Genomic DNA, 23,766 nt, shown 5'->3' on the forward strand with positions numbered 1-23,766 from the left:
TCTCTGGTTGACAAGCAACGGCCCAATGTGAATAATCTCGCCTCCTGAATTTTGCCAACCCACGAGGATCCTACAGTGGCCAACTCTCCACAAGCCAAGAAGCGCGCTCGTCAGGCTGAAAAGCGTCGCACCCACAACGCGAGCCTGCGTTCGCTGGTTCGCACCAACATCAAGAAAGTCGTCGCTGCAATCGGCACTGGTGATGCACAGCAAGCCAGGGCCGCCTACGACAGCGCGGTGCCGGTTATCGACCGGATGGCCGACAAGGGCATCATCCACAAGAACAAGGCTGCCCGGCACAAGAGCCGCCTCAATGCGCAAATCAAGACTCTGGCTGCAGCCTGACCGCGCGCAGACCTGCCTCCCACAAAAAAGCCGGCTGAACGCCGGCTTTTTTGTGTCTGGGAAAAAGCGCAAATGGGGTCAGGTCCCGCAGCGGGACCTGACCCTTTATCTCTTCAGCCCGCTTTGCGCGGAGCCTCCTGATCTTCGTTGAGCTTCTGGAACTCCGCCAGCATGCTCTGCTCGTAGCCCTGGGCCTCCTCGGTATCCAGCGGGCGCTCCAGCAGGGTCCAGTCGATATCGCCATCGGTTGCCAGGTTCTCGAACTCCAGGATCCCCAGCGACTCAAACTTGGGCCGGATCTTGTCGGTCAGCAGGCCAATACGCTTCAGGTTCGGAATCACGCGCTGGAACAGCAGATTGCGGAAGGTGGACATCACAAACCCTTCCAGCACCTGCAGGCGGGCCTCCTCCACATCCCAGCCGAAGTGGGCGAATACGTCGGTCGCCACCAGGCGCTCACGGCTGACCACGCAGGCCTCGTAGGCAAACTGGGCCCGCTCTTCGCGCTCCTCGTCAGTCAGTGTCTTGACGAACTCCTCCAGGTAGTTGACCCCGAAAGTCACGTGCCGGGCCTCATCGCGGGTCACCAGGTAAACCACATCCTTGAGTACGGGATCCGGCGTGGTTTCGCGGGTAGTATTGAACGCCGACAGGGCCAGACCCTCGATTACCAGCTGCATGCCGATGAACTTCATGTCCCAGCGCGCATCCGTCAGGATCTTGTCGATGATCGCCTTGAGGTGGGTATTGATCGGGTACATCACGCCAATACGCTTCTGCAGGTATTTGTTGAACACCTCGACGTGGCGGGCCTCGTCGAAAGTCTGCGATGCGGCATACAGCTTTGCGTTCAGTGTCGGGGCGCAGGAGCAGAGCTGCGAGGCCACCAGCAGTGCACCCTGCTCGCCGTGCAGGAACTGGGACAGGCTCCAGGCGTTCATGTGCAGCCAGAACTCCTTGCGGGTCGGCTCGTCCATGTCCAGGTAGGGCTGGTAGGTATGCAGGTTCATCAGTTCCGGCATCCGCTCCTCTTCCGGCCAGGGGCGGTCCCAGTTGATGTCCATCTCCGGATCCCAGTTGAGCTGCTTGCCCAGGTCGTACAGCTTCTTGATGCGGTCGTCCTGGATCTTGTAGTCCCAGTTGTAGGAACCGGTCAGCGGCGTGTTGAAGATTTCGGCGATGTAATCGACGTCGCCCGCAGTCAGCAGCTCCTCGAGATCGGGATTATCACTCGGATAGTCGGCACCGGCAAAACGCTGAATCTTGCGAGGGGTATCACTCCATTCTACTTTCATGAGCATGCTCCTGAGGGCTTGTAGCAGTTATGTCACACTACTATGGGAGAACATGCTGCGGCCAACAAGGTAAAGTCTTGTCAAAATGAGGTCATTTATGGCCAAATAAGGCATGCCCAGAGCCAGCGCCCCGGCGCAATACATTCTTATCCTCATCGACATGGTCGAGAACCGGGGCTATCCGCGGCAGCGCCTGCTGGCCGGTACTTCCCTGGCGCAGTCCGGCCTGACCGGAATCGGCGCCCGGGTCAGTGAAGAGGACTTCAGCCGCGTCGTCAGCAATGCCTTTGACCTCACCGGCGACACCGCCCTTGGCCTGCACCTGGGCTTGCGCCTGAACCTGAGTGCGCACGCTGTCCTGGGCCAGGCTTTCATGACCTGCCGCGACCTGGGCCAGGTGATGGAGCTGTTCCTGCGCTACTACCACCTCCTGTCCTCCCCCACGCTGCACCTGGAACAGGATGTGATCGACGGCCGCTGTGTGCTGACTACCGTGAGCCCGCCGCGGGACAATCCGGTGGAGTTCGCCAGCGAGGTCATGTACGCCGCCATCTTCAACACCCTGCGCGGCCTGCTCGGCAGAAATGACCTGCAACTGCGCGTTGAGCTGCCGTATCCGCCCCCGGTCCACGAACAGATCTACCACGAAGTCTTTGGCGAGGACGTGCACTTCAACTGCCCGCTGGGGCGGATTTCCTTCGACGCGGCGCTGCTGAGCACCCCCCTGCCCCTGTCCAACCCCGCCCTGCGCTCCCTGTACGAGGAGGAGTGCGCCCGCTTGCTGGCGGACCTGGAGGAGGGCGAGTCGGTGGCCGAGCAGACCCTGCGCCTGCTGCGCAAGCTGGAAGGCCAGTACCCGCAGATGCCTCAACTGGCGCAGATGCTGAATTTCAGCCCGCGCACCTACCGCCGGCGCCTGGGCCAGGAAAGCACCTCCTACCAACACCTGCTTGACCGGGTCCGGGCCGAGCACGCCACCCGCTACCTGCAGAACAGCCGCCTGCCCCTGTCGACCATCGCCTATCTGGTCGGATTCAATGACGCCTCGAACTTCCGTCGCGCCTACCAGAAGTGGACGGGACGGGCGCCGCGGGAACTGCGCGTTGACTAGCTCCGGGCTCGCTGGCAGGCGTCACCCTGGTCAGCTGATCATTTCGTTGAGGTAGCGCTCCACTTCCGCCTTGAGGGGCCTCTGGAAAGCCGAAGCCAGCAGGCCCAGCCGCACCGAGACATCCACTACCCCGTCGTGAAAGGACAGCAGGCCATCGATACCGCCGCCCTTGATATGAACGCTGTCACCTTCCCAGCGCGAGCGCACGCCGTGCTCATCCTGCAGCCGGTCCGCCAGCCGCTGGGCTGCCTGCCGCAGCTCTTCCTTGGGCATGGTGTAGGGTTTGCTGAGCCGGAATCCAGCCATGGTTGCTGCGCCTGTCAGGTTTTGCCAGACACAGATTAGCCCGTACCCCGGCGCATGACCAGCCAGTTTCCCGCCAGCACCAGGGCAAAGCCGGCCAGGCCCAGCAGGGTCCACTGGTAACCCTCGAACAGGGTGGAGATAAGCAGGGCGACCACGGGGAACAGGAGCGAGCTGTAGGCGGCCCGATCCGGGCCGATATTGCCAATCAGGGTGACATAGGCCCAGAACCCGACCACCGAACCAAACACCGCCAGGTAGAACAAAGACCCCATATAGGTAAAGTCCCAGTCCACCGTAATGGGGGCGCCGGTCAGCAGCGCAGACCCATACAGTGCGAGCGCGCCATAGAGCATACCCCAGGCATTGCACACCAACACCGGCAGGCCATTGCGGCTGTTGCGGGCAGCGAAGATATTGCCGAAGGAGGCCAGGCAGGTGCCGACAAAACACAGCAGCAGGGCGCGAAAGCTGGCGTCGGTGAGGCTGAAGCTCTCCAGCTGAGGCAGGAACACGGCGACCATGCCGACCAGCCCGATGCCCGCACCCAGGGCCACCATCTTGCTCGTCGGCAGGCGCAGGAAGATCGCGCCGTTGACCATATTCAGGATCACCATGGTGGAAAACACCACCGCCACCAGGCCGCTGGCCAGTTCCGCAGTGGCGTGGTAGATGAAAATGTAGTTGCCGCTGAACAGACACAGGCCCTGCAGACAGACCATGACATGGTCTCGCCGGGACAGCGGCAGCAGGCGCCGGCGCAATACCAGGTAGAGAAATATGAGCAGGGCGGCCAGCATGGAGCGGTGGGCGATGGACACGATCGGCGCCACGGTGCCGAGCTGGAACTTGATGGCGATCCAGGTAGAACCCCAGATCACCACCGTGATGGTGTAAAGCAGCAGATTACTCATCGGCAGCGGCCAGCCCAAAGCGCGCACTTTAGCGCATCCGCAGGCCCCGGCCTATGCTGGCGACGGACGCCACCGCGGCATCAACGCTTGATAAACTCGCCCGCGTACCAGTTCAGCATGGCAATCTTTTCATCCAGCGGCTTGTCGGGCTCCATTTCATAGACGTTGCGGAAGCCGATGATCACGTCGGTGACACCGATGTCCTCCAGTTTGCGGATACCAGCCTCGGTAAACGCGTCCTGGCCGGTGGTGTAGACCCGGAACGGACGCTCGTCGGTGCCATGTTCAGCGCGCAGCTCGTGCAGACGACGGATGTAGCCTTCCAGCTGCTGCATGTCGGCGCCCGCACACATCCAGCCGTCCCCGACCTTGGCTGCCCGGCGCAGCGCCGGCTCCGCGTGCCCTCCAACCAGGATCGGCGTGGGCGCCGTGGGCACCGGGCACATCTTGATCGCGGGCAGCTTGTGGATCTCGCCGTCATAGCCAAAGAACTCGCCTGTCTCCAGGCCGCGCAGGATATCGATCTGCTCATCCAGGCGCAGGCCGCGTTTCTCCCAGGGCACGTCACAGACCGCGAAGTCCTCCTCCCAGGGGCTGATGCCGACACCAAAATCAAAGCGGTTGTTGGACAGGGCCTGAATACTCTGTACCTGCTTCGCCACGACCGCAACCTGGCGCACTGCCAGCTTGTAGACAAACGTCGCGAAGCGAATTTTCTCGGTGACCGCCGCCATTGCCGCGACCGCGATCAGGCTCTCCAAAAAGGGCACGCTCTCCAGGAACTCGCGACTACCATCCTTGTTATACGGGTACTTGGAGCTGGCCTCCTGGGGGTAGCAGATGCTGTCCGGAATGGTAATGCCATCGTAGCCCGCCGCTTCCGCCGCCTGCACCAGGGGCAGGTAGTGGTCGGCATCGCTCATCCCTATCTGGTAGCTGAATCTCATGCTGTTGCTCCTGTCTGTTGGTTGGTCGGCCGCCCTGTAGCGTCCGCTGCTGTCACTGCCACCACTGTAACCGCCCGACAGGCGGTGGTCATCGCCCGGTTGAAAATAGCCCAGGCTGGCCTCAAATACTGAACCTAGTACTCTGCCTGCACCAGCATACGTCCCGTTGCCGCCGCGGGATCAACCAGCCACCTGAATGGATTACACTTGCCCCATGAGCCATGACACCCATGCCGTCAATCCGGCAGCCGACAGCAGCCGCCGCTTCCTGTTCGAGCAGGCCGATATCCGCGGCGAGATCGTCCAACTGGGCGCCAGCCTGCGCGACATGCTCGCCGTGCACCAGTACGCCCCGGGAGTGCAGCGCCTGCTGGGGCAATTCCTGGCGGCAGCCACCCTGCTGAGCACAACCCTCAAGTTTGAGGGCCGGCTGATCCTGCAGGCTCGCAGCGGCGGCCAGGTGCCCCTGCTGATGGCGGAGTGTAGCAGTGACCTGCAGATACGCGGCATCGCCCGGGGTGCGCAGCTGGCGACCTCCGAGGATTTCGACCAGCTGCTGGCAGACGGCACCCTGACGATCACCGTTGAGCCGAGCGCTACCAGGGCATCGTGCCCCTGTCCCGACACTCCCTGGCCGCCAGCCTGGATGCCTACTTCGAGCAATCGGAACAGTTGCAGACCAGGCTCTGGCTGGCGTGTGACGGCCAGTCCGCCGGCGGCCTGCTGCTGCAGCAGCTGCCGGCCCAGGTCAGCCGTGACCCGCAGCTGCGCGAGCAGCAGTGGCAACATGTCTGCACCCTGGGAGAGACAGTGACCCCCAGCGAACTGCTGCAGCTGCCCCTGGCGGACCTGCTCTACCGGCTCTACCATGAGGACCCGGTGCGGCTGTTCGATCCGCGCCCGGTCAACTTCCAGTGTAGCTGTTCGTTGCAGCGCAGCCGCAACGCCCTGTCGGCCATAGCCTCCACCGAACTGGAGGACATTCTCCGGGAGCAGGGTTGTATTACCGTGGACTGCGAATTCTGCAACCAGCAGTACCGGTTCGAGCGCGAGGATCTGACCGATCTGCTGCAAGCGGGCCCGGCGCCGACGCTGCATTGAAGCCCGGCGGAGATCGCCGAATTTTTCTCCCATCTGGTTCGCATCGGGGATCGATTCTGACATAATGACGCCCCCCGAAAGTCCCACAGAGGCCACTCCGCCCCCAAAGGCGGGCTGCAATCAGCAGCTTGAAGACAGGACACGCCATGACCCTTGATATCAACACACCCCGGGAGTTTATCGACCTGGGTATTGCGCAGCTGGTTGAAGAAGCGCTCAAGCGCGATGAAGGCATTCTGGCGGACAGTGGCGCCCTGCTGGTCACCACCGGCCACCGCACCGGCCGTTCACCGGCCGACCGCTTCATCGTCCGCGAGCCCAGCACCGAAGACAGCATCGAGTGGGGCCCGGTCAATCGCCCCTTCGACAGCGAGCGCTTCGATGCCCTGTGGGACGAGGTTGAAGCCTACCTGGGGGAGCGCGACCAGTTCATCTCCCACCTGCACGTAGGCGAGCACAGCGACCACTACCTGCCGGTCAAGGTTGTCACCGAAACCGCCTGGCACGGCCTCTTCGGCCGCAACATGTTTATCCGCCCCAAGCAGTTCAATGTCGGTCGCAAGCCTGAGTGGACCGTACTGAACGCCGCCGGCTTTGTCTGCGCCCCGGAGGATCACGGCACCAACTCCGACGCTATCGTGGTATTGAACTTTGCCCGCCGCAAGGTGTTGATCGCCGGCATGAACTACGCCGGTGAAATGAAGAAGGCCATGTTCTCGGTGCAGAATTTTCTTCTGCCGGAGAAGGACGTGATGTCCATGCACTGTTCCGCCAACGTGGGCGAGGACGGCGACACCACCCTGTTCTTCGGCCTCTCCGGTACCGGCAAGACCACGCTGTCGGCGGATCCCGAACGCTACCTGATCGGCGACGACGAGCACGGCTGGGCCAAGGGCTCCGTATTCAACATCGAAGGCGGCTGCTACGCCAAGACCATTGACCTCAGCCAGAAAAACGAGCCGGTGATCTGGGACGCCATCCGCTTCGGCGCCATCATCGAAAACGTGGTGCTGGACGACCAGCGCCACGCCGACTACAGCGACACCTCCCTCACCGAGAACGGTCGCTGCTGCTACCCGCTGGAGCACGTCGCCAAGCGCACCGAGTCCAACGCCGGCGGTGAGCCCAAGTGCGTAATCTTCCTGACCTGTGACGTCTCCGGTGTCCTGCCGCCGGTCTCGATCCTGTCCAAGGAAGCGGCCGCATTCCATTTCCTCAGCGGGTATACCGCGCGGGTCGGCTCCACCGAACTGGGCGCCGCCGCGGGCATCCACCCCACCTTCTCCACCTGCTTTGGCGCGCCCTTCATGCCGCGCCCCGCCAGCGACTACGCCGAACTGCTGATGAAGCGTATCGACGACTTCGGCAGCCAGGTCTACCTGATCAACACCGGCTGGACCGGCGGCTCCGGCGCACCCGGTGGTACCGGCGAGCGCTTCCCGATCCCGGTTACCCGGGCGATCGTGGCCGCAGCCCAGAGCGGGGCCCTGCTGAACGCCCCGCTCGAGCATCTGGATATCCTCAACCTGGATTTCCCCACCGCCATCCCCGGCGTCGACCCCAAGTTCGTCAACCCGCGCAACAGCTGGGGCGACATCGCCGCCTATGATCAACAGGCCACCAAACTGGCGACCCTGTTCCAGGAGAACATCAGGAAGTTCGACGTCTCCCCGGCCATCGTCGCCGCGGGGCCGCAGGCGAGCTGAGCGCAGCCCGGCTGAGCGCAGCCCGGCTGAGCGCCGCCCGACTAAGCCGCTTCGATCAAATCCTGCAGGCGCTGCTTGCGATGCAGCAGGCGGGCACCCACCTGCTCGCCCGCCAGATACAGGCAGGGCACCAGCAGCAGGGTGACGAAGGTTGCGAACAGCACGCCGAACGCCAGGGAGGTCACCATCGGAATCAGGAACTGGGCCTGTACACTGGTCTCGGCCATGATCGGCAGCAGGCCCACGAAGGTGGTGAGTGAGGTCAGGATAATGGGGCGAAAGCGGTCCTCGCCGCCCTGCAGCAGTGCCTTCAGCACCGGATGCCCGGCGTCCCGCAGCTGGTTGATGCGGTCAATCAGCACCAGGTTGTCATTGACCACCACCCCGGCACAGGCGATCACCCCGAGGAAGGAAAACATGCTCACCTGCCAGTTAAGAATCAGGTGGCCAAAAATCGCCCCCATAACGCCAAAGGGGACGGCCGTCAGCACCAGCAGGGGCTGGAAATAAGAGCGGAACGGCACCGCCATCAGGGCGTAGATCACCAGCATCGCCAGCACCAGGTACTTCAGCATGGCATTGAGGAAGTCGGACTCTTCCTGCAGCTCCCCGTCCAGGGCCAGGCTGAGCCCGGGATAGCGCTGCTGCCAACCCGGCAGGTGGTCGCGCAGAATGGCGTTGACTACCGCGCGCGGCTCCACGCTGCCAGCCGATACTTCGGCGGACACCTCCAGGGTACGCTTGCGATCCAGGCGATCAATACTGAGGTATCCGGGCTCATAGCGGATCTCGGCCACAGTGGCGAAGGGCACTTGCTCCCCGGCAGGGGTCCGCACCCGCATTTCGTTGAGGTTGTCAACGGAGAGGCGCTCGGCCTCGGGATAGCGCACCATGACCCGCACATCCTCACGGGTCCGGGGAATGCGCTGCACCTCCGCGCCGTAGAATGCCTCCCGCACCTGGCGGGCGAGATCGGCCAGCGTAATACCCAGGTTCTCCGCCGCCGGCTTCAGCCCCAGCACGATCTCCTCCTGGGGGTCCTGCAGGCTGTCGTTGATATTGTAGACCCCGGGATACGACTGCAGCACCTTCCGTACTTCGGCGGCAACGGTGATCAGGTCTTCCAGGGACGCGGCTGCAGCGACCAGGCGGATGGGCTTGCCCATCTCGTTGATGGTGTAATCCATCTGGAAATCCTGCACCGGCGGCAGCTCGCCGATGGTCTCGCGCCAGCGGTCCGCAAGCTCGCGGGTATCAATGTCGTCGGAAATGGTCTCAATAATCACCCTGATTACATTGGCCTCTCCGCTGGAGTCGATGTTGCCGATGGCGGGGCCAAACGCGGTCAACTCAGGGCTCCCGTTGTATTCGTGCTTCAGCTGCAGCGCCGCCGACTCCACCTGCCGCAGCACCTTCAGGGTGTCGCCAAAGGCGCCCCCTTCGGGCAGCTCGATCTCGGCGATCACGTAATCGGAATTGATCGAGGGGAAAAACGCCGAGCGCAACCAGCCGCCGCCATAGAGGGCCAGACTGACCAGCAGCAGGCTGAGGAAGAGCGCCGCGACCAGCAGGTAGTGGCGCAGGCAGAGGGCCAGGAATGGCCGGTAGCGCTGCCTGGCAAAGTTCGTCATGCCGTCGGCAAAGCGCAGGCGCACGGTCTCTACCCGGCGCATGAACGCAAACCGGCTGGGCTTTACCGGTGGCATGTGGGCCAGGTGCGGGGGCAGGATCAGCAGGCACTCCAACAGCGACAGCGCCAGGGCAATGATGACCACCGTGGGGATGGCAACAGCGGCCTGGGCCATGTCTCCCGGCATGAAGAACATGGGGACAAAGAAGATCATGGTGCTGACCACTGCGTAGATAACGGGCTTGAGCACCGCCTGGGTACCGTTGATAGCCCCGGCGAGGCCGCGCTCTCCCGCCACCTGGCGGGCGTGGATGGACTCGCCGACAATAATCGCGTCATCCACCACAATCCCCAGAATCAACAGGAAGGCGAACAGCGAGATCATGTTGAGACTGGTGCCGGTGTACTGCAGCATGAACAGGGTACCGATAAAGGCCACGGCTATCCCGACGCAGACCCACATCGCCAGCCGCGGCCGCAGGAACAGCACCAGCACCAGAAATACCAGGAGCAGACCGCCGATACCGTTCTTGAGCAGGGTGTCCACCCGGCCCTTGAAGGGCACCGAGGAATCCCGCCAGACCGCGAGCTCGACCCCGGGCGGCAGGCGCTTGCGTGTCTCCTCCACCCAGCTGTGCACCGTTTCGCTGGTGGCCAGGGTGTTGGGGCTGCTGGTCACGAAGACGTGCAGGGTGTGAGAGGGTTTGTCGTTGAAGCGGGTGAGGACATCCATATCCTCGAAACCGTCGACCACTGTGGCCACATCCCGCAGCAGCACCTGGGTGCCGTCGCGCCGGGTGACAACAGGGATGCGCTCGAACTCGAAGCGGTCGTAGGCCTGGCCCCGGGTCTGCAGGCGGATGTCACCGCCGGCATCCTTGATCGCACCGGCCGGCAGGTTCAGGGAGGAACTGCGGATGGCCGCGACCACGTCGCTGAAGGTCAGTCCGTAGCGGCGCAGGGTATACTCGGACACTTCCACCGACACTTCATAGGGCCGCGGCGTTGCCAGCTCCACCACCGAGACGTTGGGCTGCGACGCGAGATCGTCGCGCAACTGCTCGCCCAGGCGTTTGAGGTCCCGCTCGTTGAGATCACCGGCCAGTGACACCGCCGCCATGTAGTGCCTGAAGGCCAACTCGGTCACGATCGGCCGCTCGGCTTCAACCGGGAAGGTATTGATAGCATCGACCCGGGTCTTGATTTCCGCCGTCAGCCGCTGCATGTCGTAGCCGGGCTCCGCCTCTACCACCACGGTGCCGATGCCTTCCCGGGCGGTGGCGCGAATCTCCTTGATACCGCTGAGATCGTGGATCGCCTCCTCGATACGGACGCAGATCTGTTCCTCTACTTCCTTCGGCCCGGCCCCGGGATAGGCCAGGGCAATGCTCACCCGGTTGAGCTCAAAGGTCGGGAAGAACTGTTTCTCCAGGGCCGGCACGCCCAGCACCCCGCCCACCAGCAGAAACAGCATCAGCAGGTTGGCCGCGATCGGGTTGTGGATGAACCAGCGAATAGGGCCGCCCACGGTCAGCGATCCGCCCCGGCGACGCGCGCCACTTCCTGCGCCTCTACCCGCATACCCGCAACCATGATGGTGGGCTCGCGAACGATCACCCGGTCACCCCGCTGCAAGCCCTGCACCCAGACCCGGCCGGCCTCACTCTGCAGCACACTGACCGCGCGATTCACCACCTGCTGACGACTGTCCACCAGCATCACCGCGGTGTCACTGCGCAACGCCGACCGGGGCAGGCTGCTCACCCCTTGCAGGGTGCGACCGGCGACGGTGGCGCTGACGAACATGCCCGGTACCAGCGGCGGCCGTTCGCCCCCGGGGCCGCGGGCAAAGGGTTCCCGAACTTCGGCCACCGCGTACAACACACGGCTGTCCTCGTCGATATTGGCATCGGTGCGCACGATCCGCCCCTGCCACTCCCAGTCGCGATTGCCGAAAGTGGCGCGCAGGGTGACCGCGGGCAGCTCCACCGCGTCGTCGCCCCGGTAGTGCAGGGGCAGGTCCAGCAGCGCCACCTGGCCATCGGTCAGCGGCAGCCTGACTTCAACCGCATCCGTCGCGTAGACCCTGGCGATACGGGTACCGGGGGTGACGTACTGGCCGACATCGACGAATTTTTCACTGATGCGGCCATTGAAGGGGGCGGCAATGCGGGTACGCTCCAGATCCAGTACCGCTGCTTCCAGGTCCGCTTGCGCCGCCTTCAGGGCCGCCCGGGCGGAGGCCAGTTGGGGTTCGCGCAGGAACAGGGCATTGGCTGCGGGGCTTCCCAGGTCGCGCCACTCCCGTTTTGCCTGCAGGGCTGCGCCTTGCTCTTCGGCCACTCGCTGCTCTGCCGCCGCCACCTGGGACGCGGCCCGGGCGATGGCGAAGCGGTAGTCGACATCCTCGATAGCCACCAGGGGATCATCCTCACGGAAGAAGCTGCCGGCAGCAAAATCAGGCGCCACGAATTCCACCCTGCCCGCGACCCGGCTTACCAGGTCAATCGCGAGCACCGGGCGTACAGTACCCTGGGTGGTTACATCCAGCGCCAGCGGCCGGGGCTCGACGCTGACCACATCCACCAGGGGCACCGCCTCTGCAGGCAAGGGCTCGGGTTCAGGTTCCGGCTTGCCCACCAGCAGACCCCAGGACAGCAGGAACCCCAGCCCGATAACCACGGCTGTCGCCAGCACTGAGCGCGAAATTTTCAATGACATGGGACACCTGACTGTTCGGGGCTACCGGGGTGCGAGGGTGGGCCGCACCCTGTACCAAGCATCATACCGGATCCGGACAAAGATACGCAGGGGTTGCCGCCGCGGATGGTCGAACCGGGAATTTGTCGCTTCTAGTAGGAACATTCTAATTTTACTCCCTACACTCGCTCCATCTGGTGTTGCTTTACACCGATTTTCTCAAGCAAGGAGTACTGACATGGCTGACGAAAACACCACTTCTGAAACCACAACCGCCGCCACTGGTAGCAAAACTGCACCGAAGCGGGCCTACACCAAGCGCAAGGCCGCCCCGAAGACCGCAGCCGCCCGCAAGGCACCTACACGCCAGCGCGCCCCGAGCAAGTCGGCAGCCGTAAAGACGGTCGAAAAGGTGGAAACCAAAGCGCGTACCTACAAGCGTCGCGCCACCAAGGCCGCCACTGCCTACGAGCGTGATGCAGAGAAAGCCGCCAACAAGCTGTCCAACCGCGCTCGCACCGTGAGCCGCAACGCCTTTCTCGCCAGCCTCGGCTTTTACGGCAAGGCCTATGACGAAATGCAGGCCCGCCTCGACCGTCTCCAGACCCGCCTGGACGCACGCGGCAAGGCCGCCAATGTCGCCTACGCGGAACTGGTCAAGCGCGGCAGCAAGGTCGAGGACGATGCCTGGAGCCTGATCACCGACCTCGAACTGGACGCCATGAAGGATCGCAAGAAGCTGGATGCCAGGCTGGCAAAGGCCCGTGCCCGCTTCAACGAGCTGCGTTCCTCAGTCGGTTTCCGCTCGGCTGCCTGAGCACCACTTTCTGCTCCCTGGCAGACAGGGTTAGTTTTGGGGTCACTATGTGGCCCCTTTTTTTTGTTTCTGGTTAAATGACCGCGCGGGTGGCAGCGTCTGCCATCGGTGTGGAGGACAGCTTATGAGCGATGACAAGAGCGAAAAGAGCAAGGTCACCGACAAGGCGAGCGAAATCGCCCGCAACATCTGGCTGGCAGGCGTAGGCGCCTATGGCCGGGCGGTCGATGAGGCACAAGACAGGATGGAGAAGGCCGGCATGGAGACCCCGAAGCTGTTCCGCGAGCTGGTCAAGGCCGGCGCGGCGCTGGAAGACGAGGCCCGCAAGGGGATATCCAGCAGCAGGACGGCACGCGCCTCGGTGGAGGACCGCATACACCGGGTACGGGAAAGCTTCCAGCTGCAGCTGCCCGCGCGCGGCGAAGACCTGCTGGCGCTGCACGAGAAGATTGATCGCCTGACACGCAAAGTGGATGACCTGACCGCGGCGCTGGCAGCCCAGGGCAGCCGCAAGCCCACCGCCAAGAAGAAAGCCGCTACCCGCCGGGCACCGGCCAAGACCAAGGCGGCGCCGGGTCGCAGGAGCGCTGGCAAGAAACCCGCCTGAACCGCACTCCAGGCCAGGCTGACTTGAAAACCCGCGACCGCATACTCGTCACCAGCCTTGCCCTGTTCAACGAGGAGGGCGAGGCGCACACCACCACCATCGATATCGCCAATGAACTGGACATCAGCCCGGGCAACCTCTACTACCATTTCAGGGGCAAGGACCAGATCATCGGCGAGCTGTTCCAGCAGTACGAACTCGCCCTGAGTGACACCCTGAGGGCGCCGCTGGAAGGCACTCTGAGTCCCGCACCGGACCGGGTCGAAGACAACTGGTACTACCTGTACGTGGTGCTGGAGGAGATGTGGCAGTACCGCTTTCTCTATCACAACCTGGACGATCTGCTGCAGCGCTATCCAGCGATCCGCAAGGGTTTTCGACGCCTGCTGCAACTACAGCGCTCGGCCCTGCTGGCTATCTGCCACAACCTGCTGGAGCAGGCGGTAATCGATACCGGCGAGGAGCAGCTGCTGAGCCTGGTCGACAACATGACCCTGGCGCTCACCTACTGGTTCAGCTACGACCAGTTACTGCACGAGCCCCGCGCTCCAACGGTCATCATCCACCAGGGGGTGCTGCAGCTGCTGACCATGGTGGCACCCTACCTGGGCGACGCCCAGCTCCGCTTCTACCGCGATTGCCAGGCCATCTTCGAGAGCATGATCGGGGACGAGTAACCGGACTGAATCGCTCAGGTGGCAGCGTTTTTCCGCAGCAGGATGACATCGTTTTCCGGGAACACCGCAGTGGCACCGTGGCACTGCGCCCACCAATTCCAGGTGTCGCGGCTGAAAAAGCAGACATGCGTCGGATCGTTCTTGTAGTGCCAGGTAGCGAAGGCTTCCCGGTCCCGCACCAGTTTGGTCATGATGCCCAGGGTGCCCCCGGGCCGCAGCAGCGCCCACAGTCGCTCCAATTCCGCGCCGGGACGATGCAGGTGCTCCACCACTTCCGTTGCGGTGATGAAGTCATAGCAGACCTCAAGAGCGCCGGGGTTCGGGAAATAGAACGGGTCATACAGACTCACCCGGTGTCCGGCCTCGCGCAGCATCGCCGCCAGCGCCGGCCCGGGGCCGCAGCCAAACTCCAGACCGCTGCAACCGGCGGCCAGGCGCTGCAGCAGGGGCCCGGCGAGCCGGCCCAGAAAACCGCGGTAGGCGGGGTCGTCGGGCCGGTTCTGGTGCAGGTCATACTCCGCTTTTTCCCGCTCTGGCGCGAGCAGGAAGGCCGGCGGCACCCACACCAGCAGGCAGCGCCCACAGCGCAGGTAGGGGCGCCGCCGGTCCCGGTGAAAGTCGCCGCCCGGGCCATCGCAGAGGGGGCAGTGCATCTCCCGGCTCATCTGTTATTATCCTCGCTCCACCCGCGAATCCCTCGCAAAAAAGGAGATTAACATGACGATCAAGGCCGGGGACAAGGTCCCTGCAGCAACCCTCAAGACCATGGGCGAGAAAGGCCCGGTCGACATCACCACCGACGACATCTTCAAGGGCAAGAAGGTCGTGTTGTTCGCGGTACCGGGGGCGTTCACTCCAGGTTGCAGCAACACCCACCTGCCCGGCTACGTGGTCAACGCGGACAAGATCAAGGCCAAAGGTGTGGACACTATCGCCTGCATGGCGGTCAATGACGCCTTTGTCATGGATGCCTGGGGCAAGGCCCAGAACGCCGAGGCACTGTTGATGCTGGCTGATGGCAACGGCGATTTCACTGCCGCGCTGGGCCTGGAACTGGACGGCACCGGCTTTGGCCTCGGCACGCGCAGCCAGCGCTTCGCGATGATCGTGGAAGACGGCACGGTGAAGCACCTGAACGTGGAGCCCGGCGCCGGAATCGATGTCAGCTCCGCCGAGACCATGCTGGCGCTGCTGTAATCGGAAGTCAGGCTACAAGGATGTAACACAGGGTGCTGATCACCAGCGCCCCCAACAGGTTTAGCAGGAAGCCCTCCCGCGCCATCTGCGCCGTGGTAATCAGGCCGCTGCCATAGACCACCGAGTTCGGCGCCGTCGCCACCGGCAGCATGAACGCGCAGCTCGCACTCATCGCCGCCGGCACCATGATCAACTCCGGCGGGATTTCCGCTGCCAGCGCCGCCGCCGCCAGCACCGGCATCAACAGGGTCGTGCTCGCGGTATTGGAGGTGGTCTCGGTCATGAAGGTCACCACCAGGCAGATCATGAGCAACAGCAGCCATACCGGCATGTCCGTCATTCCCGCCAGCCACCGGCCCATGACATCACTGAGACCGGATGCCACGAAACCGCTGGCAAGGCAGATGCCGCCGGAAAACAGCAGCAGCACACCCCAGGGAATGGTGCTGGCCCGCTCCCAATCGAGCAAACGTTCGCCCTTGCCGTTGGGCAGCACGAACATCACCACCACTGCCAACAGGGCCACGGAGGCATCGTTGGCCTGGGGCAGGCCCAGCCAGGTCTGCCAGCCGCCAAAGGGCTCGCTGCGGGTCACCCAGGCCAGGGCGGTCAGGCCGAACACCAGCAGCACCCGCTTCTCTTCGCTGCGCCAGTGGCCGGTATCGGGCAGCTCGACAGCAATACGTCCGGACAGATTGCGGGTCAGCAACAGCGCCATCAGCGGGATCATCACTACTACCACGGGCAGGGCCCAGCCCATCCAGCGGCTAAAGCTGATCTCGGTGCCCGTGGTCTGCTCGTAGACCTGCATGAAGATCAGGTTGGGCGGGGTGCCAATCGGCGTACCGATGCCACCGACACTGGCTGCATAGGCGACCCCAAGCAGCAAGGGCACGGCAAGCTCCCGGCGCTGATCCGTGGCTTCCAGTACCGCCAGCGCCACCGGCAGCAGCATGAGTGTGGTCGCCGTGTTGGAGATCCACATGCTCAGCCCGGCGGCCGCAATCATGAAACCCATTACCAGCCGGCGCCCGCTTTGGGCACCGACCAGCCGCACCATGCCGATGGCGATGCGACGGTGGGCGCCCGAGTGCTCCATCGCCTTGGACAGCAGAAAACCGCCCAGCAACAGCAGGATCAGTGGCGAGCCGTAGGCTTGCCCCACCTGCGCCGGGGTCAGCACCCCCAGCAACGGCAGCAGGGCGATGGGGAGCAGGGAGGTGACCGGGATCGGCACCGGCTCGAACACCCACCAGAGTACGCACCAGATCGCCACCATGCCGACAATGGCGATATCCTCGCTGTAGCCAGCCTGCAGCAACAGCAGGGCCAGCGCCACAGCCAGGGGCGGTGTACCCCAGAGCAGCAAACTGCGCCAGAGCGTCACTCGCTGGCAGCTCCCGGCATCGGCAGGCGAACGATGCGGTCGCCGACGTAGGAGCCGATGTACAGGTCGCTCCCGCGCTGCAGGGCCACGGTGCCCGCGCCCAGCGGCGGTCCTTCGCGCTGCAGCAGAGGTTGCGCCACCATGGTTGCGGGATCTATCGCCACGATGGTAAAGGGCAGCAGACTGGGCTGGTGGTGATCCTGCTCCAGACTGCGAAACAGCTGCCACAGGGACGCCTGGTGGGAAGCCACCAGCAGCCGGCCATCGTCCGCCCAGCTGGAATTGTCCGGCTTCTCCACCGCCACCTCGGCCAGCAGGGCGCCGCTGTCCACCGCGTGCCGGCGCACACTGCCACCAAAGTAGATGTTGAGATAGAAGCTCTGCTCATCCGGGGCCAGCAGAATCCCGTTGGGATGGGCGCCCCCGGTCCCGGGCAGCGGCTCAAACCCCGCAACAGGCGTCCAGCGATAGACAAAACCAGTGTCGCGGCCAAACGCCGCCAACAGCGCCGACCACAGTTGCCGGCGCCGGTCCGCCATGTGGGTGACCAGCAGGCTGCCGTCCGCCAGCCCGATCACGTCGTTGAAGTTGCCCTCCTCCGGCGCAATGGCACAGCCGCGCCAGACTGCCCGCGGCCGATCCGCCTCGGCGTCCAGCAATTCGAAAAACTCCACCGACTCCCGCTCCGTGTGATTCACCACCAGCAGCTGCCAGCGGCCATCGGCCCGTTGCCGCAGATCCAGGCCATGGGCCCCCAGCCAGCTGGAAGGCTTGCGACAATCCGCCTGCCCCCAGAGTTCGGCCTCTGCCGGCGCGGGATCCGCCGACAGCAGGGAATGGACGCTGTCGTCCCGGGTGTCCAGCAGCCACAGGCCGCCGGGTTCGGCCATCTGGCCAAAGATCAGGTCGCGGCCGTTGGGCGCCGGCACCAGGTCCTCGGGCGCCGCCAGGCCACAGATGGAATGAATACCGTCGATTTCTTCGCAGGGAATGGACTCCGCGAGTGTGTTGGGTGCGGCCCAGAACAGAAATGACAGAATGAGAGCAAGGAGTGGATTTATTGGCATTATCAATCCTCGTTGTACAAGCCTGCATCCTGCCCAGCCGCGCGGGATCTGTAAAGTGCGGGACGCGTAGTCGGGACGCCTGGTTTGGGACGCGGAGTTTGGGAGCGCAATCCGGGGACGCCTAGACCAGGACGCGCAGTCCGGGACGCGTAGTCCGGAACTACGCGTCCCGGATCGCTTCGTTCTGGTGGCGGCCTGACGGCCGCTGCGTCGCTCCGGGAACCGGGGGCTCCGATACTCCATTGCGGGCGCTTGCGGCGCGCGTACCCATGTCAATCTTGCGCTGCCGTCTGGCGGCCGAGTTTGTAAGCTGGTCGGGCACTCGCCAAGACGAAGGTGCTGGTTGAGCTGACCTGTTCCTACTTACAGTGCTGGAAGCTGGTAGCCACTAAGGAGGCTGGGGGGGCGCACCGACGCCCTCCAAGTCCGTATCGAAGCCCCCGCCCCCCGAATCAACGCGGGTACTTTGGGTCGATCACTATCGACTTCGTCTCAGTGACGGTCAGCCGATGCGTTGCAACCTGAATCTCGCATTCACTGCCTCCACCCTCCGCTGACAATGTACCTCTGTCTCGGTCTTCCACCCGCGTTGATCCGGTGCGGGGATCTCGTTTTGCGGACTCGGAGGGCGTCGGTGCGATCACCTTTCTCCCTTAGTGGCTACCAACTCGCAGCCCTAAAAGTGGGAACAGGTAAGCTCCAAATCTGCCGCTGCTATGCCCAGTGCCGTCACAGCTCACACCGTGCGCGCGCGGACGGCAGCGCAAGAACACAAAGGGAATGCGCGCCGCATGCGCCCGTAGTGAAGCAAAAGGAGCATACCCGTGGCGGAGCGACGCAGCGGCCGCAAGGCCGCCACCGCGACGAAGGGAACCCAGACCGACGCAGCGGCCGCAAGGCCGCCAGCAGAACGAAGCGAACTGGAGCACGAAGCAGCCAGCAGTCCGGCACTAGAGCGAAATGCCCGCAAGCAGTACACTGCAGCCATGAACCGCGACTTTCCCGCCACCCTGGTCGACCCCTTCCAGCGCCGCATCAGCTACCTGCGCCTGTCGGTCACCGACCGCTGCGACTTCCGCTGCGTGTACTGCATGGCGGAGGACATGCAGTTCGTGCCCAAACCCCAGGTGCTGACCCTGGAAGAGCTGTACCGGGTGGCCGAAGCTGCGGTCGGGCTGGGGGTGCGCAAAATTCGCCTCACCGGCGGTGAGCCGCTGATTCGCAACAACATCCTGTCCCTGGTGCAACGCCTGGGTGCGCTGCCCGGCCTGGAGACACTGGCACTCACCAGCAATGGCTCGCGCCTCGCGGAGCTGGCGGCTCCGCTGCGCGCGGCCGGCGTCAGCCGGGTCAATATCAGCCTCGACAGCCTGCGCCCGGACCGCTTCCGCGAACTGACCCGGTTCGGCGACCTGGCCAAAGTTATTGCGGGGGTGGATGCCGCGGTCGCCGCGGGTTTCGAACGGATCAAACTCAATGCGGTAATTCTCAGGGGCCGCAACGACGATGAGGTGTTGGACCTGGTGGAGTTTGCCCGCCAGCGCGAGATCGACATTGCCTTTATCGAGGAAATGCCACTGGGGCAGATCGAGGAACACAGCCGGGCGCTCAGCTTCTGCAGCAGCGCCGAGCTCGAGCAGCTCATTGGCAGCCACTACCCGCTGCAGCCACAGGGGGACCCGAGTGGCAGCGCCGGCCCCGCCCGCTATTTCAGCATGGCCGACAGCCGCAGCCAGGTCGGCTTTATCTCACCCCACAGCAACAACTTCTGCCACCTCTGCAACCGGGTACGCGTCACGGTGGAAGGGCGCCTGCTGCTGTGCCTGGGCAATGAGCATTCGGCGGATCTGCGCCCGGTGCTGCGCGCCCCCGGTTCCAGCCGGGTCGAGCTGGAACGCGCCATCGTCGCCGCCGTGGCACTGAAGCCGGAAAAACACCACTTTACCCATGGCGAGGAGCCCGAGATCCTGCGCTTCATGAACATGACCGGCGGCTAGGCGCCCCCGGCTAGCCAGCCCGACGAGGTATCCCATTGCACACCCAGAATTTCCCCCAGCTGGCCTCCATTGAGGTCATCGAACAGGGCTTTGAGTCCTTTGGCTACATCTGCAGCCCGAAGATTGCGACCGCGGTGTTCCTCGCCTTCCAGCTGCGCAAGCCCATTCTGGTCGAGGGCCCTCCGGGGGTGGGCAAGACCGAACTGGCGAAGACCACTGCCGCGCTGCTGGATGTGCCGCTGATCCGGCTGCAGTGCTACGAGGGCCTGGACGAGGCCAAGGCCCTGTACGAGTGGAAATACGGCAAACAGCTGTTGTACACCCAGGTGCTGAAAGAGAAGCTCGGTGACCTGCTGCAGGGTGCCCAGGGCCTGGCGGAATCGGTGGAGCGTTTGCACCAGTTCGGCGACATTTTCTACTCGGAACAGTTTCTGGAACCGCGGCCGCTGCTGAAGGCCATGCAGCAGGAGCGCGGGGCGATTCTGCTGATCGACGAGGTGGACAAGTCCGACTATGAGTTTGAGTCGTTGTTGCTGGAAATCCTCTCGGACTACCAGGTATCGATCCCGGAAATCGGCACGGTCAAGGCCAGCGTCTCGCCGATGGTGTTTCTCACCAGCAACAACACCCGCGACATCAGTGACGCCCTCAAGCGCCGCTGCCTGCACCTGTACATTCCCTTCCCCAGCGTCGAACTGGAGGAGCGGATCGTACTCAGCCGGGTGCCCGACATCGATCAGCAGCTGCGCCACCAACTGGTGGCGTTCGTGCACTCCCTGCGCGACCTGGATCTGAAGAAAGCACCGGCCATATCCGAAACCATCGACTGGGCCCGCAGCCTGCTGCTGCTGCACGCCCGCGAGCTGGACCCGGAGATCGTCCACAGCACGCTGAACGTGCTGCTGAAATTCGAGGACGACATCGACATGGCCAATGCCGGCCTGCGGGAGCTGTTGCCCCGCCGCACGGCCTGACGAGCCAACAGCAGCCGCCGTGCAAAGCTATCTGGTCAGCTTTATCCGCCTGCTGCGCAGCCACGACGTGCGGATATCACCGGCGGAGACCCTGGATGCGATGGATGTCGCCGCGACCCTGGGCTACGCCCGGCGGGAGCGACTGCGAGACGGGCTGGCCATCGCGCTGGCAAAAACGCCAGCGGAAGAGGCGGTGTTCCAGCACTGTTTTGACCGTTTTTTCGACCAGCAGCTGGCGGACTTTGCCAGTACCCGTGAGGAGCGCAACGCCCTGCAGGATGAGCAGGAGACGCCGCTTGCCTCCGGCCAGGGGGAAAAGCCCGAGGCGGCCGACCGGGCCAGCCCCGATGACAGCCTGCTGGACGCCGCCGCCGAGGACGATGCCGGGCTGCAGGCGCTGCTGGACAGTGAGCTTCTGCAGCAACTGCGCAACAACGACCGCACCGCGCTGAATCTCGCCATGGGCGAGGCGGCCGCAGGCGTCGGCCTGAGCCAGATCCAGATGTTCACCCAGAAAGGCCAGTACCTGCGGCGCATGCTCGACGCCATGGGTGAGGAGCAGATCCGGCGCGCCGTCGCCGATCTGGAGCAGCGCCAGAGCCCGGCCCTGGAGCCTTTGAAACGCTATCGCGACATCCTGCGGGAACAGGTGCGCGACTATGTCGCCCGCCAGTACCTGCTGCAGGCCGAGGGCGACAATGCCCGCTTCATGGATGAAATCCTCAAGACCACCCGGCTCAGCCACCTGGAGCAACGCTATATGCAGCGGGTGCAGGAACTGGTGCGGCGCATGGCGCGCAAGCTGGCGGAGCGCCACGCCCGCAAGCGCCGGCTATTCCGACGGGGACGGCTGGACATGGGCAAGACCCTGCGCCGCGGCATCGCCAATGATGGCGTCATGTTCCACACCTACTGGCGGCGGGTGCGCAAGGACAAACCGCAATTACTGGCGATCTGCGACGTCAGCGGCTCGGTGGCGGCCTATGCCAAGTTTCTGCTGCTGTTCCTCTACAGCCTGCAGGATGTGCTGCCACGCGTGCGCAGCTTTGCCTTCTCCAGCCACCTCGGTGAAGTCAGCGAGCTGTTCAGCCAGTACCCGGTCGAAAAGGCCATCGAGCTGGTGAACTGGCGCTATGGCGGCGCTACCGACTACGGCAGCAGCCTGCAGGATTTCGCGAAACTGGCCCTGGATGATATCAACAGCAACACCACCGTGATCATCCTCGGTGATGCCCGCAACAACAATGGCGAGCCGCGGCTGGACATTCTGCGCAGTATTTACCAGCGCAGCCGGCGGGTCATCTGGCTCAACCCGGAGTCGCGCCGCGCCTGGGGCACGGGGGACTCGGAGATGCTGCGCTATCAAAGCGCCTGTCATTTCGCCGCCGAGTGCAATAATCTTGTGCAACTGGAGCGGGTCGTGGACCGGTTGCTGAAACTGAATCGGTGAACTGGCATGCGCTATCACTGTCGGGAATGCAGTTATCGGGGCGCCAGGGTCGACAGCCGCGGTGGCTGTCCGGCCTGTGGCTCCCTGGATATTCACATTTCAGTGGGCGAGAAAGCGCCGGAGCCGCCAAAGTCGCGCAAGCTCCAACTCAGCGTGCTGGTGCTTCTCTGGGTGACGTTCGCGGCACTGGTGCTGTGGAAGCTGTGGTCCTGAGGGACCGCGCAGTCAAAACGCCCGCGGCGGCTCATCCTCGTCGTCCAGGCTTTCGAGGCTCAGATTGAGGCTGCCATCTGGCGCTTTCAGCCCACCCTCCTTGGCAAACTTGATCTTCAGGCGCACGTTGTTGGGTGAATCCGCGTTGCGCAGCGCTTCGTCTTCGCTGATCAAGCCCTCCCGGTAGAGGTCGAACAAGGCCCCGTCGAAGGTCTTCATGCCGATATTTTCCGACTTGGCCATGACTTCCTTGATGCCGTCGATATCGCCCTTGAGGATCAGGTCCGCAACCATGGGTGTGCCGAGCAGGATCTCGATAGCCGCGGCGCGCTTGCCGTCCACGGTCGGTATCAGGCGCTGGGAGACAAAGGCCTGGATATTCAGCGACAGGTCCATCAGCAGCTGCGGCCTGCGCTCTTCCGGGAAGAAGTTGATAATCCGGTCCAGGGCCTGGTTGGCGTTGTTGGCGTGCAGGGTGGAAATGCACAGGTGCCCGGTCTCGGCGAAGGCGATGGCGTGTTCCATGGTCTCGCGGTCGCGGATCTCCCCGATCAGGATCACGTCCGGCGCCTGGCGCAGGGTGTTCTTCAGGGCATTGTGCCAGTTCCGGGTATCGACTCCGACTTCGCGCTGATTGATGATCGACTTCTTGTGCTTGTGTACATACTCCACCGGATCCTCGATGGTGACGATGTGGCCGGCGCTGTTGGTGTTGCGGTAGTCGATCAGCGCCGCCAGCGAGGTGGACTTGCCGGAGCCGGTGGCGCCCACAAACAGCACCAGGCCGCGCTTGCGCATCATGACCTCGGTGAGAATCTCCGGCAGGCGCAGATCCTTGTAGTTGGGGATTTCGGCGACGATATTGCGCGCCACGATGCTGACTTCGTTGCGCTGCATGAAAATGTTCACCCGGAAGCGGCCGAAACCGTGGATCGAGGTCGCCAGATTCATCTCCAGTTCCTGCTCGAAATCCGCCCGCTGGGTGGCATCCATCAGCTCGTTGGCAATCTCCTTGATCTCGCCAGGCTGGAGCCGCTCACTGGCAATCGGCCGCAGCTGCCCCTGGAACTTGGCACAGGGCGGCGCCCCGGTACTCAGGTAGAGGTCGGAGCCGCCCTCGGTCGCGAGCGTTTTCAGCCATTCGGTAATGCGCACAGTGTCCCCCTTGGGCACCATATTGTTGACGCATCACTCTAGCATTCTGAGCGCACCGGACAAGGAACGACTACACAAAACTCTACTCTGCCAGCTTACTCGAACTAACGAACAGTAGTCACATGCACCCGGCTCCCCTACACTAGGCGGCAACCACCCCGACAGGAGCCGAC

The 23,766-nt window shown here is 63.7% G+C and carries 22 protein-coding genes and 1 pseudogene; 13 read left to right on the forward strand and 10 right to left on the reverse strand.

Annotated features, from left to right (window positions below):
- Positions 1-75 precede the first annotated feature (75 nt).
- Positions 76-345, forward strand: a complete 270-nt coding sequence (rpsT, locus tag Q6D67_RS08555) for a 30S ribosomal protein S20 (protein WP_304705182.1) — start codon at positions 76-78, stop codon at positions 343-345.
- A 113-nt stretch (positions 346-458) separates the two neighbouring features.
- On the opposite strand, the gene Q6D67_RS08560 is transcribed toward rpsT, so the two are convergent.
- A complete protein-coding gene (locus Q6D67_RS08560; RefSeq protein WP_304705183.1) occupies positions 459-1,640 on the reverse strand; it encodes a ferritin-like domain-containing protein in 1,182 nt (393 codons plus the stop codon).
- Positions 1,641-1,752: 112 nt separating this feature from the next.
- On the opposite strand from Q6D67_RS08560, the gene Q6D67_RS08565 reads away from it, so the two are divergent.
- A complete protein-coding gene (locus Q6D67_RS08565) occupies positions 1,753-2,751 on the forward strand; it encodes an AraC family transcriptional regulator (protein WP_304705184.1) in 999 nt (332 codons plus the stop codon).
- A gap of 30 nt (positions 2,752-2,781) precedes the next feature.
- Here Q6D67_RS08565 and Q6D67_RS08570 read toward each other — a convergent pair whose 3' ends face one another.
- The 3 genes from Q6D67_RS08570 to Q6D67_RS08580 form a co-directional block, all read right to left on the reverse strand.
- Entirely contained in the window at positions 2,782-3,057 is a 276-nt protein-coding gene (locus tag Q6D67_RS08570) for a polyhydroxyalkanoic acid system family protein (protein WP_304705185.1), read from the reverse strand.
- A gap of 35 nt (positions 3,058-3,092) precedes the next feature.
- Complete coding sequence (locus Q6D67_RS08575; RefSeq protein WP_304705186.1) at positions 3,093-3,968, reverse strand: DMT family transporter; 876 nt, start codon at positions 3,966-3,968, stop codon at positions 3,093-3,095.
- Between the two features lie 80 nt (positions 3,969-4,048).
- On the reverse strand, positions 4,049-4,915 hold the full coding sequence (locus Q6D67_RS08580) for a TIGR03619 family F420-dependent LLM class oxidoreductase (RefSeq protein WP_304705187.1): 867 nt from the start codon (positions 4,913-4,915) through the stop codon (positions 4,049-4,051).
- Between the two features lie 214 nt (positions 4,916-5,129).
- Here Q6D67_RS08580 and Q6D67_RS21780 point away from each other — a divergent pair.
- The 3 genes and pseudogenes from Q6D67_RS21780 to Q6D67_RS08590 all read left to right on the forward strand — a co-directional run.
- Positions 5,130-5,438, forward strand: a pseudogene (locus Q6D67_RS21780) (Hsp33 family molecular chaperone HslO); the annotation flags it as partial.
- Between the two features lie 86 nt (positions 5,439-5,524).
- A complete protein-coding gene (locus Q6D67_RS21785) occupies positions 5,525-6,016 on the forward strand; it encodes an Hsp33 family molecular chaperone HslO (RefSeq protein WP_370551941.1) in 492 nt (163 codons plus the stop codon).
- 146 nt (positions 6,017-6,162) lie between these two features.
- Complete coding sequence (locus Q6D67_RS08590; RefSeq protein WP_304705188.1) at positions 6,163-7,722, forward strand: phosphoenolpyruvate carboxykinase; 1,560 nt, start codon at positions 6,163-6,165, stop codon at positions 7,720-7,722.
- Positions 7,723-7,763: 41 nt separating this feature from the next.
- On the opposite strand, the gene Q6D67_RS08595 is transcribed toward Q6D67_RS08590, so the two are convergent.
- Positions 7,764-10,880, reverse strand: a complete 3,117-nt coding sequence (locus Q6D67_RS08595) for an efflux RND transporter permease subunit (RefSeq protein ID WP_304705189.1) — start codon at positions 10,878-10,880, stop codon at positions 7,764-7,766.
- Positions 10,881-10,882: 2 nt separating this feature from the next.
- On the reverse strand, positions 10,883-12,073 hold the full coding sequence (locus tag Q6D67_RS08600; RefSeq protein WP_304705190.1) for an efflux RND transporter periplasmic adaptor subunit: 1,191 nt from the start codon (positions 12,071-12,073) through the stop codon (positions 10,883-10,885).
- Positions 12,074-12,290: 217 nt separating this feature from the next.
- On the opposite strand from Q6D67_RS08600, the gene Q6D67_RS08605 reads away from it, so the two are divergent.
- The 3 genes from Q6D67_RS08605 (at position 12,291) to Q6D67_RS08615 (ending at position 14,153) form a co-directional block, all read left to right on the forward strand.
- Entirely contained in the window at positions 12,291-12,869 is a 579-nt protein-coding gene (locus tag Q6D67_RS08605) for a hypothetical protein (protein WP_304705191.1), read from the forward strand.
- Between the two features lie 124 nt (positions 12,870-12,993).
- Positions 12,994-13,476, forward strand: a complete 483-nt coding sequence (locus Q6D67_RS08610; protein ID WP_304705192.1) for a phasin family protein — start codon at positions 12,994-12,996, stop codon at positions 13,474-13,476.
- 23 nt (positions 13,477-13,499) lie between these two features.
- On the forward strand, positions 13,500-14,153 hold the full coding sequence (locus tag Q6D67_RS08615) for a TetR/AcrR family transcriptional regulator (RefSeq protein ID WP_304705193.1): 654 nt from the start codon (positions 13,500-13,502) through the stop codon (positions 14,151-14,153).
- 14 nt (positions 14,154-14,167) lie between these two features.
- Here the strand turns inward: Q6D67_RS08615 and Q6D67_RS08620 are convergent, their stop codons facing one another.
- Positions 14,168-14,818 (reverse strand): class I SAM-dependent methyltransferase, encoded by a 651-nt coding sequence (locus tag Q6D67_RS08620; protein ID WP_304705194.1) that lies wholly within the window; start codon positions 14,816-14,818, stop codon positions 14,168-14,170.
- A 52-nt stretch (positions 14,819-14,870) separates the two neighbouring features.
- Here Q6D67_RS08620 and Q6D67_RS08625 point away from each other — a divergent pair, with 52 nt between their 5' ends.
- Positions 14,871-15,350, forward strand: a complete 480-nt coding sequence (locus tag Q6D67_RS08625; protein WP_304705195.1) for a peroxiredoxin — start codon at positions 14,871-14,873, stop codon at positions 15,348-15,350.
- A 7-nt stretch (positions 15,351-15,357) separates the two neighbouring features.
- Here Q6D67_RS08625 and Q6D67_RS08630 read toward each other — a convergent pair whose 3' ends face one another.
- Positions 15,358-16,737: an SLC13 family permease gene (locus Q6D67_RS08630; RefSeq protein WP_304705196.1), complete on the reverse strand. Its 1,380-nt coding sequence runs from the start codon at positions 16,735-16,737 to the stop codon at positions 15,358-15,360.
- Complete coding sequence (locus Q6D67_RS08635; RefSeq protein WP_304705197.1) at positions 16,734-17,804, reverse strand: hypothetical protein; 1,071 nt, start codon at positions 17,802-17,804, stop codon at positions 16,734-16,736. Before Q6D67_RS08635 ends, Q6D67_RS08630 begins: the two co-directional genes overlap by 4 nt.
- A 986-nt stretch (positions 17,805-18,790) precedes the next feature.
- Between Q6D67_RS08635 and moaA the strand changes: the two genes are divergently transcribed.
- Genes moaA through Q6D67_RS08655 form a run of 4 tightly spaced genes read left to right on the forward strand, consistent with a single transcriptional unit; the run spans position 18,791 to position 22,438 of the window.
- On the forward strand, positions 18,791-19,801 hold the full coding sequence (gene moaA, locus Q6D67_RS08640) for a GTP 3',8-cyclase MoaA (protein WP_304705276.1): 1,011 nt from the start codon (positions 18,791-18,793) through the stop codon (positions 19,799-19,801).
- Positions 19,802-19,836: 35 nt separating this feature from the next.
- On the forward strand, positions 19,837-20,775 hold the full coding sequence (locus Q6D67_RS08645) for a MoxR family ATPase (protein WP_304705198.1): 939 nt from the start codon (positions 19,837-19,839) through the stop codon (positions 20,773-20,775).
- A gap of 19 nt (positions 20,776-20,794) precedes the next feature.
- Positions 20,795-22,225 carry a VWA domain-containing protein gene (locus tag Q6D67_RS08650; RefSeq protein ID WP_304705199.1) on the forward strand — a complete coding sequence of 477 codons (1,431 nt, stop codon included), beginning with the start codon at positions 20,795-20,797 and terminating at the stop codon, positions 22,223-22,225.
- Positions 22,226-22,231: 6 nt separating this feature from the next.
- A complete protein-coding gene (locus tag Q6D67_RS08655) occupies positions 22,232-22,438 on the forward strand; it encodes a hypothetical protein (RefSeq protein WP_304705200.1) in 207 nt (68 codons plus the stop codon).
- Between the two features lie 12 nt (positions 22,439-22,450).
- Here the strand turns inward: Q6D67_RS08655 and Q6D67_RS08660 are convergent, their stop codons facing one another.
- A complete protein-coding gene (locus Q6D67_RS08660; protein WP_304705201.1) occupies positions 22,451-23,614 on the reverse strand; it encodes a PilT/PilU family type 4a pilus ATPase in 1,164 nt (387 codons plus the stop codon).
- Between the last annotated feature and the right edge of the window lie 152 nt (positions 23,615-23,766).

Source organism: Haliea sp. E1-2-M8 (assembly GCF_030649675.1).
Taxonomy (GTDB): domain Bacteria; phylum Pseudomonadota; class Gammaproteobacteria; order Pseudomonadales; family Halieaceae; genus Haliea.